Annotated in this window: 16 protein-coding genes; 6 read left to right on the forward strand and 10 right to left on the reverse strand. The window is 61.8% G+C overall.

Going from position 1 to position 16,671, the window contains the following annotated elements; translation table 11 throughout:
• Positions 1-26 precede the first annotated feature (26 nt).
• Positions 27-1,949, reverse strand: coding sequence for a molecular chaperone DnaK (dnaK, locus tag HK107_RS06030; protein ID WP_173197674.1), 1,923 nt, complete (start codon positions 1,947-1,949; stop codon positions 27-29).
• A gap of 206 nt (positions 1,950-2,155) precedes the next feature.
• A complete protein-coding gene (locus HK107_RS06035) occupies positions 2,156-3,007 on the reverse strand; it encodes a hypothetical protein (RefSeq protein ID WP_173197676.1) in 852 nt (283 codons plus the stop codon).
• 146 nt (positions 3,008-3,153) lie between these two features.
• Between HK107_RS06035 and HK107_RS06040 the strand changes: the two genes are divergently transcribed.
• The 4 genes from HK107_RS06040 to HK107_RS06055 are packed head-to-tail and all read left to right on the forward strand — an operon-like array spanning position 3,154 to position 4,819.
• The gene (locus tag HK107_RS06040; RefSeq protein WP_173197678.1) at positions 3,154-4,041 is read left to right on the forward strand and encodes an alpha/beta fold hydrolase; all 888 of its coding nucleotides are present in this window, start codon (positions 3,154-3,156) and stop codon (positions 4,039-4,041) included.
• Positions 4,042-4,044: 3 nt separating this feature from the next.
• Entirely contained in the window at positions 4,045-4,236 is a 192-nt protein-coding gene (locus tag HK107_RS06045) for a hypothetical protein (protein WP_173197680.1), read from the forward strand.
• Positions 4,236-4,622 (forward strand): hypothetical protein, encoded by a 387-nt coding sequence (locus tag HK107_RS06050; RefSeq protein ID WP_173197682.1) that lies wholly within the window; start codon positions 4,236-4,238, stop codon positions 4,620-4,622. Before HK107_RS06045 ends, HK107_RS06050 begins: the two co-directional genes overlap by 1 nt.
• Positions 4,622-4,819: a helix-turn-helix transcriptional regulator gene (locus HK107_RS06055; protein ID WP_173197684.1), complete on the forward strand. Its 198-nt coding sequence runs from the start codon at positions 4,622-4,624 to the stop codon at positions 4,817-4,819. Before HK107_RS06050 ends, HK107_RS06055 begins: the two co-directional genes overlap by 1 nt.
• On the opposite strand, the gene HK107_RS15975 is transcribed toward HK107_RS06055, so the two are convergent.
• The 3 genes from HK107_RS15975 to grpE form a co-directional block, all read right to left on the reverse strand.
• Positions 4,820-6,736, reverse strand: coding sequence for an alpha/beta hydrolase family protein (locus tag HK107_RS15975; protein ID WP_173197686.1), 1,917 nt, complete (start codon positions 6,734-6,736; stop codon positions 4,820-4,822).
• A gap of 32 nt (positions 6,737-6,768) precedes the next feature.
• Complete coding sequence (locus tag HK107_RS06065; protein ID WP_173197688.1) at positions 6,769-8,688, reverse strand: alpha/beta hydrolase family protein; 1,920 nt, start codon at positions 8,686-8,688, stop codon at positions 6,769-6,771.
• A gap of 76 nt (positions 8,689-8,764) precedes the next feature.
• Positions 8,765-9,412 (reverse strand): nucleotide exchange factor GrpE, encoded by a 648-nt coding sequence (grpE, locus tag HK107_RS06070; RefSeq protein WP_173197690.1) that lies wholly within the window; start codon positions 9,410-9,412, stop codon positions 8,765-8,767.
• Between the two features lie 81 nt (positions 9,413-9,493).
• Here grpE and cutA point away from each other — a divergent pair, with 81 nt between their 5' ends.
• The gene (cutA, locus tag HK107_RS06075; protein WP_173197692.1) at positions 9,494-9,805 is read left to right on the forward strand and encodes a divalent-cation tolerance protein CutA; all 312 of its coding nucleotides are present in this window, start codon (positions 9,494-9,496) and stop codon (positions 9,803-9,805) included.
• A 30-nt stretch (positions 9,806-9,835) separates the two neighbouring features.
• Here cutA and HK107_RS06080 read toward each other — a convergent pair whose 3' ends face one another.
• The 3 genes from HK107_RS06080 to HK107_RS06090 form a co-directional block, all read right to left on the reverse strand.
• On the reverse strand, positions 9,836-10,354 hold the full coding sequence (locus HK107_RS06080; RefSeq protein WP_173197694.1) for a DUF2141 domain-containing protein: 519 nt from the start codon (positions 10,352-10,354) through the stop codon (positions 9,836-9,838).
• Positions 10,355-10,493: 139 nt separating this feature from the next.
• On the reverse strand, positions 10,494-11,741 hold the full coding sequence (locus HK107_RS06085; protein WP_173197696.1) for a UbiH/UbiF/VisC/COQ6 family ubiquinone biosynthesis hydroxylase: 1,248 nt from the start codon (positions 11,739-11,741) through the stop codon (positions 10,494-10,496).
• Between the two features lie 125 nt (positions 11,742-11,866).
• Positions 11,867-12,514, reverse strand: coding sequence for a PEP-CTERM sorting domain-containing protein (locus HK107_RS06090; RefSeq protein WP_173197698.1), 648 nt, complete (start codon positions 12,512-12,514; stop codon positions 11,867-11,869).
• Between the two features lie 180 nt (positions 12,515-12,694).
• Between HK107_RS06090 and HK107_RS06095 the strand changes: the two genes are divergently transcribed.
• On the forward strand, positions 12,695-15,091 hold the full coding sequence (locus HK107_RS06095) for an FtsK/SpoIIIE family DNA translocase (RefSeq protein WP_173197700.1): 2,397 nt from the start codon (positions 12,695-12,697) through the stop codon (positions 15,089-15,091).
• A gap of 52 nt (positions 15,092-15,143) precedes the next feature.
• On the opposite strand, the gene HK107_RS06100 is transcribed toward HK107_RS06095, so the two are convergent.
• Positions 15,144-15,812 (reverse strand): VPLPA-CTERM sorting domain-containing protein, encoded by a 669-nt coding sequence (locus HK107_RS06100; protein WP_173197702.1) that lies wholly within the window; start codon positions 15,810-15,812, stop codon positions 15,144-15,146.
• Between the two features lie 133 nt (positions 15,813-15,945).
• Complete coding sequence (locus HK107_RS06105) at positions 15,946-16,587, reverse strand: VPLPA-CTERM sorting domain-containing protein (protein WP_173197704.1); 642 nt, start codon at positions 16,585-16,587, stop codon at positions 15,946-15,948.
• Between the last annotated feature and the right edge of the window lie 84 nt (positions 16,588-16,671).

A 16,671-nucleotide genomic window follows, 5' to 3' on the forward strand; every position in this document is an offset into this window, starting at 1 on the left:
CTGTCCGGGATGACGGACGGGCCGTCTTACTTCTTCTCGTCGCCGTCGACTTCTTCGAAGTCGGCATCGACGATTTCGGCGTCCTGGGCGGCTTCTTCGGCGGCAGCGGCTGCTGCTGCGTCCTGTTCCGCCTGGGCGTTGCCTTCGCCGTAGATGGCTTCGCCGAGCTTCATGGAAGCGGTGGCGAGGGCCTGGGTCTTCTCGTTGACCTCATCGGCGGTGACATCATCGTTCGCGAGCGAGGTGCGGACATCGGCGATCGCGTCCTCGATGGCTTTCTTCTCGGCGTCGCCGATCTTGTCGCCATGCTCCTTGAGGGAGCTTTCGGTCGAGTGCGCGAGGCTTTCGGCCTGGTTCTTGGCTTCGACGAGCTCGCGGCGGGCCTTGTCGGCGTCGGCGTTCGCTTCGGCGTCCTTGACCATCTGCTCGATGTCGCTGTCCGAGAGACCACCCGAGGCCTGGATGCGGATCGACTGTTCCTTGCCGGTCGCCTTGTCCTTCGCCGAGACGTTGACGAGGCCGTTGGCGTCGATGTCGAAGGTCACTTCGATCTGCGGAACACCGCGCGGTGCCGGCGGGATCGAGGTGAGGTCGAACTGGCCAAGCAGCTTGTTGTCAGCAGCCATCTCGCGCTCGCCCTGGGCAACGCGGATGGTCACGGCAGCCTGATTGTCCTCGGCCGTCGAGAAGACTTGGGACTTCTTGGTCGGGATCGTCGTGTTGCGGTCGATGAGGCGGGTGAAGACACCGCCAAGGGTCTCGATACCAAGCGACAGCGGCGTCACGTCGAGGAGGAGGACGTCCTTGACGTCACCCTGCAGGACACCGGCCTGAATGGCTGCGCCGCGAGCGACGACTTCGTCAGGGTTCACGCCCTGGTGGGGCTCCTTGCCGAAGAAGTTCTTCACGGTCTCCTGGACCTTCGGCATCCGGGTCATGCCGCCGACGAGGACGACTTCACCAATGTCCGAAGCCTGAAGGCCAGCGTCTTTGAGCGCAGCCTTCATCGGGTCGATGGTGCGCTTGACGAGGTCTTCGACAAGGCTCTCGAACTTGGCGCGGGTCAGCTTGACGTTGAGGTGCTTCGGACCGGTTGCGTCAGCGGTGATGTACGGAAGGTTCACTTCGTACTGCGAGGCAGACGAGAGCTCTTTCTTGGCCTTCTCGGCCTCTTCCTTGAGGCGCTGGAGAGCGAGCTTGTCCGAGCGCAGGTCGATGCCTTGGTCCTTTTTGAACTCGTCCGCGAGGTAGTCGACAATGCGAAGGTCGAAGTCTTCGCCGCCGAGGAAGGTGTCACCATTGGTCGACTTCACTTCGAACACACCGTCGCCGATCTCGAGGATCGAGACGTCGAACGTACCGCCGCCAAGGTCGTAGACCGCGATCGTCTTGTTGTCCGACTTGTCGAGGCCATAGGCGAGCGCAGCCGCCGTCGGCTCGTTGATGATGCGCAGGACTTCGAGGCCCGCGATCTTGCCGGCGTCTTTAGTGGCCTGGCGCTGGGCGTCGTTGAAGTAGGCCGGAACCGTGATGACAGCTTGCGTCACTTCTTCGCCGAGATAGCGCTCGGCGGTCTCTTTCATCTTGGTGAGGACGAAGGCTGACACTTGGCTAGGCGCGTACTTCTCACCCTTGGCTTCGACCCACGCATCGCCATTGTCGCCATTGACGATAGCGTAGGGAACCATGCCCTGGTCCTTCTTGACCGTCGGGTCGTCGAAGGTGCGGCCGATGAGGCGCTTGATGGCAAAGAAGGTGTTTTCCGGGTTCGTGACTGCCTGACGAACAGCAGGCTGGCCGATCAGGCGCTCACCTTCGTCAGTGAAGGCGACAACCGACGGGGTCGTGCGAAGGCCTTCAGCGTTTTCAATGACTTTGCTTTCGCCGCCTTCCATGACAGCGACGCATGAGTTGGTCGTACCGAGGTCGATACCAATGACTTTTGCCATGGTCCGTGTGTCTCCTTGAAGCGGACCGTCATTGCCGGAGCCTGCCCTGAGGCCTCCGGTCGGCGCGGTCCCTGTTGGACAAATATGTGCGTGCGGGATCGGCGTTCTGCCGCCCGCAGCAGGCCATGTGGTAAAGAATGGCCGCCGATGCAACGGGTCTGACGCCCCTTTGAGGAAATCTTCTTGGGGTTCCCGTCAGGGCGCGCTCAAGGGAGGAAGTCGGCGAAGAAATCCGCTGCGTTTTCCTGGTCCTGAAAGCCAAAAATGTGGGCCGCTTCTACCGTGTCGGAGAAGTCGAGCCCGCCTTGCGTGACGGTCGGGTTTTCGTAGCCCACGCCGTTCCACGCCTCGCCCTGCTCCTTCGCCATTTGCCAGATGCCGCCCACGCGCTCGCTTGCGAGGGGGAAGGACCAGAGACTGGCGTCCTGCGTGTTGTAGTTGGGTGTCCCGTTGCCGGGGCCATTGCCATCCGCGATCTTGCGGTAGTCGGTCATCGCTTTCACGGCTGAGAGCTTTTCTTCCGTCGTCACGCTTTCGTTCCAGTCGCTGTGTTGGACGACGTGGACGTCGTCCTTGAGCAGCAGTGTGCCCGATGTTCGTACAGCCATGAGCATGTCATGGGTGAAGTCCGACTGACCGCCCTCCATCACCCAGACCTCCCCGCCCGCCTCCAGCGTCTCTGAGACCCGATCGGCCACGTCCTCGAGGGCGATCTCGCGATTGTTGTGCGCGTCCCGCCAGTTCGGGCCGAAGGCTTCGGCAAAAAGATCCTTGCCCGGAACATATTCGCCGCCTTGCGTGCCGTAGGTGCCGGCGACCGCGATGTAAGAGACGCACCTGAAGTCATCGGTTCCGAGGAAGGTCGCCACGGCAGCCGCGGAATGGAGGTCGTCGACATCTGTCTTGATGTCGAAATGCGCGAGGAAGAGGTCTATGGACGGATCGAACTGGCCGATCATCGCCGCGCCGGCACAGCTGTCCGCCTCTGGCCGGTCGCTTTCCGCACATGCCGTGAGAATGAGCCCTAGTGTCGAACCGAACGTCAGAAGTCTCAGCATGGTCCCATCTTCCCATAGGCAGAGAGACACTTGGCGCCCTCGGCCCCATCGGCGTCAACGTCCCCGTGCAGCTGAACGGTTGTAAGGTAGACTTGACAGGCGCGGATGTAACGCTTACCTGACACATACTGTCAGGAGGACTTTACATGCGAGCCTTGAAATCAGCCGTAGCCGCGATGGCGCTGAGCGCGCCGCTGGCCTTTATCGGCGTTGCGTCCGCGCAAGAGGGCCCCCAATGGACCGAGCGGATCGGGGTGGAGATCGAAGGGGAGGGCGCTGACCGCGTGTTCATCCCCGGGCTGACGTCCTCGCCCAAGGTCTTCACCAAGACCACCCGGGGACTCTCGGGTGAGCTTCACATGGTGACCGTGCAGGGCTTCGCCGGGACCGAGGCACCTGACGACCTCTCAGAGTTTATCGGCCCGGTTGCCAAGGCGATGGCCGACTATCTCGAAACTGAGGGCATCGAGGACGCCAGCCTCATCGGCCACTCCATGGGCGGTATCGTCGCGATGCTTGCTGCGGAACAATCGGACAGGATCAGCCGTGTGCTGATTGTCGACAGCGTGCCATTCCTGCCCGGTCTCTTCACCCCAGGGGTTACAGGCGAGCAGGCAGCGCTGATGCGCCCTATCCTCCGTCAGCAGATGAAGCGCATGACCAAAGAGGCGTGGATGCAAACCGTTCGCCAGGGCCTGCCCCGTCAAGCCATCAGCGACGAGGCGCGGGCAGCGATCCTGAAGGTCTCGGAGGAAAGTGACTTCGAAGCAGCCAAGGCGGCCTTTGTCGAACTGATGACCACAGACTATTCCGAAACCTTCGCGAAGGTTGATGTGCCCGTTACTGTCCTTGTCCCCTTCGATCCCTCTGTTGGCTTCAGTCGCGAGGCCGTGCTCTCACGCTATCAGGATCAGTATAAGGACGTTCCAAATGTTGAGCTGCGGGTGATCGAGAACAGCCGCCACTTTGTCATGATGGACCAGCCCGAGGCATTCCGTGCCGAACTCGAACGCTTTTTGTCTAAGGAGGACTGAGCCATGCCTGCCAAACGTTATCCCTTCTATGCCATTCTCGCGCTTGTTGCACTGACGCCCTGTGTGCTGACGGTTTACTTCCTGACCGATGGCCAGCGCGGTTCGATCGAGGGGTTGATCATCGCCGCTGTCGCAATCATCGTTCCGGCCATCAGCGCAGTGCTTACCGGCAAGAACCGTTCGAGGGGGGAGTGATGAACCCCTTCAACTCGAAGCGCTACATGGCCGAGTTCATCCCGGCCATGGGGCTCTACATGGCAGCGATCCTCGGGCGCGGTTTCGCCGATCTCGATGCGATGGCCCCGGCCCTCAAATACCCGCTTCTTTTCGCACCGGTTCTCGCGTCGATTATCGTCACAATCGTTATCTTGCGGGCGGTGTTCACAATGGATGAGGTTCAGCGGCGGATCATCACTGAGGCATGCCTCGTATCCATGGTAATCGTCGGTATGGGGAGCTTCAGCTACGCTCTAGTCAATGGTGACCTTGGGCTGCCTGATCTTTCCCTGATCTGGGTCTGGCCTGCGCTGATCGCCGTCGCAGGCATCGCCCAGTGCGTCCTGACCCTGCGCATGCGCTGATGAAGAACCGTATCAAGGAGCTTCGGGAGGCTGAGGGCTGGAGCCAGGGGGCGCTCGGCGAGAAGGTCGGCGTTTCCCGCCAGGCCATCAACGCCGTGGAGCGCGGGAAGCATATCCCCACGCTCCAGCTGGCGTTCAAGTTCGCAAAAACCTTCGGCCTGCGGATCGAAGAGATCTTTGTTCCGCAGGAGAACTGATCAACGGCAGCGCGAGAGGAAGCCGTCCATCTCGCGCAGCATGGTGATCCGGTTCGTGCCCACATTGAGGTAGTGCGAGCCTTTGGGCAGGGTCACGAGCTTAGTGTCCTTGCCTGCCCGCTTGAGGGCGCGGTGCATGTCTTCGGAATGATCAGGGCGCACGACGCGATCTTCTTCACTCATGATAATCAGTGTGGGGATCTTGATGTCATCAGCCCGGCGTGCTGGCGAGTTCTCCGCCAGCATCTTCCGGTCACCCCACAGCCTGCCGATATGCCGCGTGCCGTAGGTCCCGCCGACATAGTCCTTCCCATCCTTCAGGATCTTGGGGAGGTCGGTCACGGCGTTGATCGCCACAGCGCAGCGGTAGAGGTCAGGCGTTTTCACCGCACCCATGAGGGCTGCATAGCCGCCATAGGACGCGCCGATGATCGAGGTCTTGCCTGCGTCGGCCATGCCTTCACCGATCAGCCACTTCGCGCCATCGGTGATGTCGTCCTGCATCGCCTGGCCCCATTGGCGGTCGCCAGCGCTCTTGAATTCCTCACCGTACCCTGACGATCCGCGGAAGTTCATCTGCATCACGCCGAAGCCCTGGTGCGCAAGGAACTGCGCGAGCCAGTCGAAGCCGTAGAAATCCCGCGCCGTCGGCCCGCCATGGGGAAGGAGGGCGAACGGAAGATTCTTCGCTTCCTCGAGGCTGCCCATGCCCGGAGGCAGGGTCACGAAGGCCTGGATGTCGAGGCCATCGCGCGCCTTGTAGCTGGTGACGATCACCTCGCCGAGGGTCGCGTCGTCGAGCGCAGGATACTGGCTCGGCAGCTCGGACATCATGCCGGTCGCATACTCGAACGCCAGGTAGCGCCCCGGCTCGACCCCTGATGACTGATAGAGAAGCGCGTGGGAGCCTGAGAGGTTGTAGCCTGCGAAGCCGACGCCTTCCTGACCGATGGCCTGCTCGATGGCTGCGACGGTTTTCTTGGGTTTGGAGTCACTGAACCAGTGGATGACCCTCGTGTCCTCGCCGTAGATTGCGCCGATGGCTTTCCCGGTCTTCGGGTCCTGCCTGATCCCGAAAACGTCAGAGACCGGATGGCTGAAGAGCTTCTCCACAAAGCTGTCCGACGGAATATCGAAGAGATAGAGTGCGCTCGTTGCCCCCTCATGCGCGGAGGTCACATAGGCCTTGGACGGATCATTCGGGAAGCCGACGATCCTGAAGTCCGGCGCGCCTTCCTTGAGGCGGTGGGAGTATTCCTTCCACTTGCCGTCGGGCATGACGAAGGCAAGGCGAAGCTCGCTTTCGTTCCTGAGGCCGTAGCTGCCCCTGATCTTACCGGTAAGGTCAGCATAGAAATCAATCGAGCTGTAGATCCCGCGCTGGACGACATCCGGCTCGCGCATCGCGTCGATCTCGACCTCGTAGGCTGCGGTGTATTCGCCTCCCATAGGACGATAGCCGACGAGCACGTGCTCGGGGTCACTTGGCAGGATGGAGATGATGTTGTCCTGGATCTGGGGAGGGGCGGCACCGCGCTTGTAGGCACGGCCCATGAGGTAGGTGAGCTCGGTATCGGGCGTCGGGCTGAGGCCGAAGAGACGGGTCTCGACGGTAGGGGTGCCGTAGCGTTTGCCCGGGACGCGGGCGGCCATGACGAGACGGTCGTCGCGCTTCCAGAAGAACCTCCTGATCTTCAGGTCTTCCTGATCGCGGATGAACGTGAGGTAGCGGAAGCCTCCCTCCACCGTGAAAACGCCAAGCCCGCTGCCCTCAGCCGTGTTGACGAGGGCTGCGTAGTTCTTGCCGTCAGGGGAGATTTCAATATCGCTGAAGAGCGGCAGCGTGCCGAACGCGACCGCCGGGTCTTCTAGGGGCGCAGCAGCGACCGATGCTGCTGCAAGAAGGGAGAGGATCACTGAATATACTCCGTAGAACGATAATTGATGGATTAGCGGCATGTGCGGAGGAACTGCGCGGTTCCTCTCAGCAGTTGCTCTCGGTTGTTCCCCACATCGAGGTAATGGCTGCCCCGCCTAAGGGAGATCGCGTCCACAGGCTTCCCCGCCTTCTGGAGCGCTTTGAGCATCAGCTCATGCTGCTCGGGAGGGACGATGTCGTCATATTCGGATGTCGCGAGAAGCACCGGGATGGTAATCTTGTCGGCGTGACGAAGGGGTGAGTTCTCGCGCAGCATCTCGCGATCGGACCAGAGGCTACCGATATAGGCCGACCGGCGCTTGCCGCCTGGTTGCCCCCGCGCCCACGAGAGGAGGCGGGGAAGGTCCGTCACGCCATTGATCGACACGGCGCAGCGATAGAGATCAGGGGTCTTCACCGCGCCCATGAGCGCCGCGTAGCCGCCATAGGACGCTCCGATAACGGAGATTTTCTCCTCGTCAGCCATCCCTGTGCCGATCAGCCATTTCACGCCGTCTTCGATGTCGTCCTGCATCGCCTGACCCCATTGGCGATCGCCAGCATTGCGGAAGTTCGTGCCGTATCCAGCTGAGCCCCTGAAGTTCATCTGGAAGACACCGAAGCCCAGCTCCGCAAAGAACTGCGCCATCCAGTCGAACTCGCCATAGTCGCGCGCCTTCGGTCCGCCGTGAGGAAGAACGATGAAGGGCAGCCCGTTCGCATCCTCGAGTTCGACATAGGCAGGAAGCGTCACATAGGCTTGGATCTCGAGCCCATCCCGCGCTTTGTACGTCTGCGAATGAACCTTGCCGATGAAGCGGCCATCAAGCTCTGGGTATTGGCTTGGCAATTCGGTGAAGTGGCGCTTGTCAAAATCGAAGACCACGACCCTAGGGGGCTCGCGGTCCTTGTGGCTGACATAGACCCCGACGCTCCCGGTTTCGTTCACGCCGAGCAGCTCGACCCGCTTGGCACCCAGGCCTTTCCGGAGGGCTTCGGCAAAGGCCGCATACTTGGTGTCCCGAAGCCACTCGGTCCTGATGTTCTCATCCGCAACGGTCACCCCGATCGCACGGCCATCGAAAGGGCGAACGACGATATCGACGATGTCAGATGTCGGATCATTGAAAAGCGAAGGGCCGAACGAGCGCTCGTCGATCTGGTAGGCGTAGAGGGACTCGGTGTCTGTCTCGTGGTCCGAAGCGATATAGACCGTGTTCGGATCGTCAGGGAAGCCGAGGATCCTGAAGGTGGTGTCGAGGTTGTTGAGCGGCGCGGTAAAGTTGGCCCAGCTGCCGTCAGTCTCCCGCAGGTGCGCAACAAATCGTCCGCTTGCGCCATATCGCCCTCGCGCCCTGATGGCGCCTGTGGGGTCAGTGAACCAGACGTCGGTATCCTTGCGAGCCCGCTCGACCTGAATATGGCCACCGGTCTGGTCGATGGCGACCTTGTAGACGCCAAGCCCGCCGCCGATGGATGGTCTGTACTGCACGAGAACGTGCCGCGGATCGTCTGGGAGCAGCGAGATGATCTCGTCCTGGACGACGACTTGCTTGTTGCGCGTGCCGGGCTCGAAGAGCGGGAGCTTCTCCGCAGTCACGGGGTTCACGCTGAGAAGGTGGCGCGCCTCCCCGATCATGATCCTTCGCGAGGAGGACCTGATTTCGAACCGTCCGAAGGAGACGAGAAGGCGATCCTCGGCCTTCCATGCGAACCTCCGGACGCGGAAATCGCCTTCGTCCTTCAGGAAGAAGCTGAAGCCGCCATCGCCGTCGAGCTGGTAGATGCCGAGGCCGCTATAGTTGCGGTCGTTGACGAAGGCCGCGAACTGATCGCCGCTCGGCGCAAGCGACACGCCTGAAAGGTAAGGGCGCCGACCATAGGCCTGCGCCGCATCAAAGTTCTGGTTGGTCGCGGCACTCAGCGCTGCCGCAACGAAAATGGCCAGCATGCCCCTGCTCACCTGTCTGCCTTCCAGGATCATGGGGGCAGAAAGGTCGCAGGATCAAGCCATTGGCTGCGAAAAGTTAATCTTCGCTCGGAGCTTGCGGGGCCGCGCCTGCACCGGTGGAGACCGTCACCATGGCCGCGCGGATGACCCGGTCGCCGATGACGAAGCCTGGGGCAGCGACGTCGACCACATGGTCCTTAGGCTCGCCATTGCCCGGTACCTGCGCGATGGCCTGGTGCACGTTTGGGTCGAACTTCTCCCCGGCGGGTTCGATGCGCTTGATGCCGTTGCGCTCGAAGACGGTGATCAGTTCCTTCTCCGTCATCTTCATGCCGTTGATGAGACCCTTGAAGCCTTCAGGGTCCATCTTGGAGGGATCCTCCGGCGCAAGCTCGAGCGCGCGGGCGAAGTTGTCGGCGACAGAGAGAAGGTCCCGGGCGAAGTTCGTGATGCCGTACTTGGCCGCTTCCTGCTTTTCGCGGTCGGCGCGGCGGCGCGTGTTCTCAAGCTCGGCTGCGAGGCGGAGAGCGCGGTCTTTCTCCTGCTCGACTTCCTTCTGCAGCTCGGCGATCCGGGCTTCTGCGATCTCCTTGACCTTGCCGCCGTCGAGGGCTGCGTCGGTCAGGTGATCAGGGATGTCGAAGTCAGCCTGCTCGCTCGCGCCTTGGGTTTCAGGCTCGTCAGCGGGTTTGTCGTTCGGGGCGTGGCCGTTGGTGTCGCTCATCAGCGTCCATCCATTCTGGTGATTGTTCGAAGAGCCGGGCATGTATCTCTCCGGAGGCATGTGTTCAAGCGGAGGAACGCCATGACCGTCATCATTGTGACCACCACCGTGGGGTCGGAAGAGGACGCTGAAGCCCTGGCCAGCGCCCTGGTGGAAGCGCGGCTCGCGGCTTGCGTCCAGATGAGCGACATCAAGAGCTGCTATCGTTGGGAAGAGCTGAAGTGCGAGCGGGAGGTGCGGCTTGAGCTCAAGACCGCACCCGACCGCAAGGACGTGCTGCTGGACGAGCTCTCGGCGCGGCACCCCTATGACGAGCCGGAAATCCTCGTGACCGAGGCCGCAGCATCAGGCGGCTATGCGGACTGGGTCAAAAAAGAGACCCGGCCAAGCTGACCGGGTCTCCTTCCGAAAGGGAAAGGCTGGTTAGCCTTTCAGGGTAATGCGGGTTTCCATATCTTCGCCAAGCTCGATCATGGCATTGGCGAAGGTCGGGCGGCCTTCAACGTCACCGGAAAAGCCATAGGGTTCGCTCGGGCGCATGTTCTTCATGGTCAGCTCGCCATTGCCGTCCGTATCCTGAAAGACAGCGACTGCGTAGGTGCCCGGCGTGACGTCTTCGATCATGACGTCCTTCCGCTCGGCATCACCTTCGACGACCTTGGTGAAGTTGCCAGCGTTCTTGGCGAAGTCCTCGCGGCTCTGGAGCGCGATATAGACCTTGCCTGCATCGGCATCGATATTGTCGATGGTCATCGAAATCGTGACCGGAAGCTCGGCTTCCGCTTCGGTCATGGTCGCGATTTCGGCGGTCTCGACGTCCATCTCAGGGCGATCCGTCGAGCTCTCGACCGGCTCCGCATAGTCGGCCGGCATCTCGGAGCTTTCCTGGCTGCATGCTGCTGCAACAAGGGCGAGGGCGCTGGTGGCGATGAGCATCTTCATGGTCTCTTCTCCTTCGTAATGCGTCGTTCACGGAGCTAACGCGGGAGGAGAGGAGATCGTGCGGCGTGCTACGAGCCTTTAAGAAAAACCGCGCCCGATAGGCGCAGGCGCGGCATTGTGATGGTTCCGGATCAATCCCCTAAAGCGGCTGCATCAGCGCCGGGAGCTTGCCGAGGTCAGCGCCTGAGGCGCGCATGAAGAACCTCCGTGCGGGATCGATACGCTGGACGATGCCCAGGCCCACGCCCCTCAGGTGCTTGAGGGGTCCGAAATTGTTCGAGAACAGACGATTGAGTGTGTCGGTGCCGAAGGCAAGGCTTGCGCTGTCGAACCGGCGCCAGCTGTCATAGCCGGCCAGCACCGTACCGTGGCCGATGTCGAGGCCCGCCTGGCGCGCTTCGTCGACCGTCTCGCACAGCGCGGCAATGTCCTTGACGCCGAGGTTGAAGCCCTGTCCCGCAATCGGGTGGATGCCGTGGGCCGCGTCACCTGCCAGCACGAAACGGTCGGCCGTCAACTTCGGCGCGTAGAGGAAGGAGAGGGGAAAGCTCTGCCGCTCGCCCGCGAGTTCCAAGGCTCCGAGATGATCGCCAATGCGTTCTCTGGCGGCCTCCAGGAAGGCTGTATCATCCATCGCGAGGAAGCTCTTCACCGAGGCATTCCGCTCCGTCCAGACGATCGAGGAATGGTTGTTCCGCATCGGGAGGATTGCGAACGGGCCATCAGGGTAGAAGACCTCATGGGCAACGCCGCCATGGGGCTCTTCATGTTTCACGTTGAAGATGATCGCCGTCTGGTCGTAGCCCCATTTGACCGTCTCCAGTTTCATGCGTGCACGGAGGGGTGAGAACTTCCCGTCGCAGGCTGCGAGGAGCTTTGTCTCAATGGTCGTGCCGTCGGAGAGGCTCACCTTACCGTGCCCCATGCCGGGGCCGGCATCATAGTCCACCACCGAAGCGCCATAGAAACCCTCGACAGCCGATCCCTCGAGTGCCTCAGCACAGACTGCGAGAAGGTCGGCGTTCTCGACAATGTAGCCAAGCGCTTCTTCGCCCTCAGTTTCGTCAGTTCCGAGAAGCGTGACGGGGAAATGGAGCTGTCCGCCGAAGAGGCCGCCTTTTGAGAAGCGGCCCCGCGGCTCGCCGTTCGACACCATGATGTCGGTGATCGGCTCTGCCTTCGGCGCAAGGTCCTCCCAGAGGCCGAGCCGCTTGAAGAGCCTGACCGAAGCGTAGGCGAGCGCGACCGTCCGGCCGTCCCTGATCGGCGTGCTCGGCAGGCCCCGGTCGATGAGAGCGACCTTGAAGCCCAGATGATCAAGTGCGAGCGCGAGAAGCCTGCCGGTCATGCCAGCACCGACGACGGCGGTGTCGAAAGTTTGCGTCATGGGAAGCATCTAGGCGGCAGAAGCCCCGCTCGCAAAGCGGCGCGTTGCCCTCTCGGCAAAGAAAAAGGGCTCACCCGGCAGGTGAGCCCTCAAATCTTGATCCAGCCCTGGAGAAGGGCGGTTCGTTAGGCCTTCTTGCGACGGCGGGCGATGAGGCCGAGTGCCGGAGCAAAGAGAAGGGCCGCAGCCGGGATCGGAACTTCCGTCGAGCTGATGGCGCCAAGAGCGTTGATGTCAGCGCCGACGAACGTGCCGGAGCGTTGACCTTCGTTCGGATCATCGATCAGCTTCACGAAGAAGAACTTGGTCGAGAGCGGAATGCTGTTGGCGTTGAGAAATGCGTCGATGTCGACGCCGCGCGTGCCGCCGGTCACTTTGCCAACCTCAAGGAAGGTGATCCCGTCGGTGGAAATCTCGACAAAAGTGTCCTCAACGTCCGAGCCAATCTCGAAAACGTAAAGGTCATCAGAGCTGTCGCCCGATGCAATCACAGCGTTGTCGGTGAACTGGAGAACAATTTCACCGCCACGGCCGAGCGAGACGTAGTTGTTGCCATTGGTTGTGCTGGGCGCATCGGGACGTCCAACAGCGTTTTGCGGGTCCTGCGTGCCGGCCGCCGTTGCAGCAGGGTCACCTGGCGTGAAGCTGACAACAGCGTCGGCAAACGCCGCGTCGCCATCATCGAACGTGATGCCGTCAAAGACGAGCGGTGCTGCATTGGCGGCGCCAAAAGCAGCTGCGATTGCCGCGGATGCGGCAAGAAGTCGTTTCATGGGATCCCCCTCACTCACTTAACTCTTGACGAATTACACGAACTTGCGATCATTTCAATTGTACCAATCGGCCAAGCGTAGATCTTTTGCTGCCGCAACAGATCGTTAAGGCTTAAGGGAGGCTTAACCCCGCAGGGGCTTCATTCGGCGCGACCTGAAGCTACCTGATCGCCAGAGCCCGTGCCCCGCCGCAAGACCTCCCGCAAGCCTGACCCCAAAGAGCAGCTCAAGGCCGCTATCCGCCTGTCCGTGGCGCGTTCGGGCGGTGCTTCGCTCGTGCTGGCGGCTGTTTTCTCGCTTCTCGCGATCGCGAGCTTCTCGATCAGCGATCCGAGCCTTTCGAACGCAACGGCCCGAGAAGTGGTGTCGAATGTCGGCGGCGGCCTCGGCGCGGTCATTTCCGATGCCCTTCTTCAGGGCTTTGGCGGCGCGGCGATCCCGGCGCTCCTTGTTCTTCTTCTCTGGGGCGTTGATGCGGTCCTTTACGGCACACCGCTCCGAACGCCTCTTTCGGCATGGCTGAAGGCTGGCGCCCTGCCGCTCGGCGTCCTGCTGTTTGGCGGCTGCCTTGCTGCCTGGCCCCGCCCGCTCGACTGGCCCTTCGTGGTCAGCCTTGGCGGGCTTGCAGGCGATGGCGCCCTGTCGGTTCTTCAAGGCGGCTTTTCAGCTGTCTCGCTTCCCTTCGCCCGGATGATCGCCGCTGGTCTCCTCGGCGCCGCGGGCACCGCGCTTCTCGCCTTCGCAGGCGGCGTGCGCATCGCCCACGCCATCGCCGCATGGGACGCCATCGTCTTCAGCTACGACACGGCCGCTGAATGGGTCGAAGGCCAATACCGCCGTTTCTTTGTCCGCGAGGTCGAGGAAGAGGAGGGCGAGAGCCTGCCTGAGCCTGGCCCGATGACCGCGCTCGACGAAGAGGCGGAGGAAGAAGCTCCGGAAGCGGAAGAGATCTCCGACATCCCCGAAGCGATCAAACCTGCGCCCAAGTCCAAAGAGCCGCGCATCAAGCGCGAGGTCCGCAAGGTGCCTCCGAAGAAGCGCCCGCATCTCAGGAAGCCAGGCGACGCCTACGAGTTCCCCGGCGTGCAGCTTCTCAAGGCGCCGAATGCCAAGGACCGCAAGGTCCTCGCCGATGCCGACCTTGAAGAACGCGCGCGGATGCTTGAGCGCGTCCTCGCCGACTTCAAAATCGGCGGCGAGATCATCGGTGTGCGTCCTGGCCCTGTGGTCACGCTCTACGAACTCGAGCCGGCAGCAGGCGTGAAGTCCTCGCGCGTGATCGGCCTTGCTGACGATATCGCCCGGTCGATGTCCGCCGTCGCCTGCCGCGTGGCCGTCGTGCCGGGGCGCAATGCCATCGGCATCGAGCTGCCGAACGACGACCGCGAGATGGTCTACTTCCGCGAAATGCTGGTCACGGAGGAATTCGAAAGCGGCAAGGCCCTGACCCTCGCCCTCGGAAAGGATATTGGCGGCACGCCGCAATATGCCGACCTCTCCAAGATGCCTCACCTCCTGATCGCCGGTACGACCGGCTCGGGTAAGTCGGTGGGCATCAACACCATGATCCTGTCGCTCCTTTATCGTCTGCCTCCTGAGGAGTGCAAGATGATCATGGTCGACCCGAAGATGCTGGAGCTCTCGGTCTACGAAGGGATCCCACATCTTCTCGCTCCAGTCGTCACGGACCCTCGCAAGGCTGTGGTCGCTCTCAAATGGACCGTCCGCGAGATGGAAGAGCGCTACAAGCGCATGTCGAAGGTCGGTGTCAGGAACATTCACGGCTTCAACGACAAGGTCGCCGAGGCTGCCAGCACGGGCGAGCCGCTGACCCGGAAGGTGCATTCAGGCTACGACGCCGAGACGGGCGAGCCGACCTACGAGGAGGAGATCCTCGACGAAGACAAGATGCCCTATATCGTCGTGGTGATCGACGAGGTCGCAGACCTGATGATGGTCGCGGGCAAGGATATTGAAGCGATGGTCCAGCGCCTCGCCCAGATGGCGCGGGCCGCAGGCATCCACCTCATCATGGCTACCCAGCGGCCGTCCGTGGACGTCATTACCGGTACGATCAAAGCTAACTTCCCGACCCGCGTCTCCTTCCAGGTCACCTCGAAGATCGACTCGCGCACGATCCTCGGTGAGCAGGGTGCGGAGCAACTGCTCGGCCAGGGCGACATGCTCTATATGGCGGGCGGGGGCAGGATCACCCGCGTCCACGGCGCCTTCGTGGCCGATGGCGAGGTCGAGAAGATCGTCGATCACCTCAAATCGCAGGGCAAGCCTGATTACATTCAGGAAGTCACCGAAGGCGACGAGGATGACGACGCAGTCGCCAGCCAGCTCGGCCTCGACCTTGGTGGCAACACCGGCTCCGGCGATGCGCTCTTTGATCAGGCCGTGGCGATTGTCGTCCGTGACCGGAAGGCTTCGACCAGTTACCTCCAGCGCCGCCTGCAGATCGGCTACAACCGCGCAGCGACCCTGATCGAAAAGCTCGAAGACGAGGGGATCATCAGCCAGGCCAACCATGCTGGCAAGCGTGAAATCCTGATCGGCGAGGACGCCGCATAGAAAAACGGCCCCGCCGAGGCGAGGCCGTTTCCGATACGTCTTGGTACAAAGCTTATGCTTGGCGGCGCTTCCGAAGGCCGAGGCCAGCGAGGCCGGTCACGAGAAGCAGGCCAGCAGCCGGAACAGGAACCGCAGAGATGCGGGTCGCAAGACCGGTGCCGAGCTCAAGCTGGGTCGAGCCTTCGCCTTCACTGAAAACGAGGAAGCTGCTGAGGCCGGAGAAGGATTGGAATTCCTGCTCGAGCGAGAACATCCCGCTCAGGTCAAGCGCGAGGCCATCCGTGCAGCAGCCAGCCCAACGGAAGCCGTAGGAGAAGGTGTTGCCGGACACCGAAGCCGATTCCGAGCCATCGTCAGAGACGGCGACCGAAGCCGAGCCCGAGAGCATCTCGATGGTCTGTGCGGCGTTGCCGCGCGTGCTGTCGCTGATGCCGTCGAAGACCATGAACAGGGCAGGACCCGTGCTGGAGTCGACGATGAACATCATGACGCCGTCTGCGACCGGAACAGGCAGGCCCGGGCGGCCGTTATAGCTGGCGTTGCTGAGGTTGTAGTTGCCCGCCGTGGTGCGGGTGGTGCCGTCGTAGCTTTGGATGGTCGCGACCGTCGTGAAGACGTTCGAGCCAGCCGAAGTCTCTTGTTCGACGATGTAGGTGCCAGCCTGGGCCATGCCGAAAGCGGCTGCGGCTGCGGCGAGGCCGCTGAGTAGTTTGTTAAGCATGGGTCTTTCCCCCGAAAGCGTGATCCGTCGTCAAGATTATCACGGAATCGTTAGAAATGAAACGAGAACGTTTACATTTATAACGGGAGGAAAGCGGGCCCTCTCGCGTTGCGAAAAGGCCCATTGTGTTTGATCAGGCCTTCCGGCGACGGCGCAGTGCCATGCCGCCAAGACCGGTGAGAAGAAGAAGCCCTGCCGCAGGAACTGGAACAGGATCCACGATCGCGGAGGTCGCTCCGAGGGTGATGTTGTCGAAGGCCACACGGTTCGCAACGCCGCCAAAGTCGACGGAAAGCGCGGTCCCGACGAATGACACACCGTAGTTGCGGAAGGTGTTGAACGGCCCCGAACCGCCTGGGTCACCCGGACCGGTCGGGGTCGGGTCAAGGTCAATGCTCGCCAGGACGTTCCCGGTTCCGTTCAGGCCGTCATAGACCGTCACCGAGCCGGAGCTGTTCGTGGTGTAGAAGAACGAGAAGCCGGTGCTGAAGCCGTTAGCGACGTTCATGGTCGCTGCCCCGCCGGATAAGAAGTAGATCACAGTGTCGGCGCTTGCCTCATTGGCGAAGTTACCGGTTCCCCCCGCATCAGCGTCGATGAGGCCAAGGGCATTCGAGAACGAGATCCCGTAATTGGCGCCCGCTCCGCCATTGTAGAAATTGCCGACGAGTTCGTTGTTGCCCAGACCCTCGAAATCGAGAACCGTCGTTGCCGCAAGGGCCGGTGCGGACAATGCCGCCGCTGCGCAGGCAGCCATAGTCGTGATAGTACGCATAAGGAATTCTCCCTCTTTTGGATCGTTGCGGTAAGCTTTATTGATGGGTCCGCCTGATCGTCTGTTCTCAGACAATCAGGCGTT

It is taken from the genome of Parvularcula mediterranea (genome assembly GCF_013085255.1).
Taxonomy (GTDB): Bacteria; Pseudomonadota; Alphaproteobacteria; order Caulobacterales; family Parvularculaceae; genus Parvularcula; species Parvularcula mediterranea.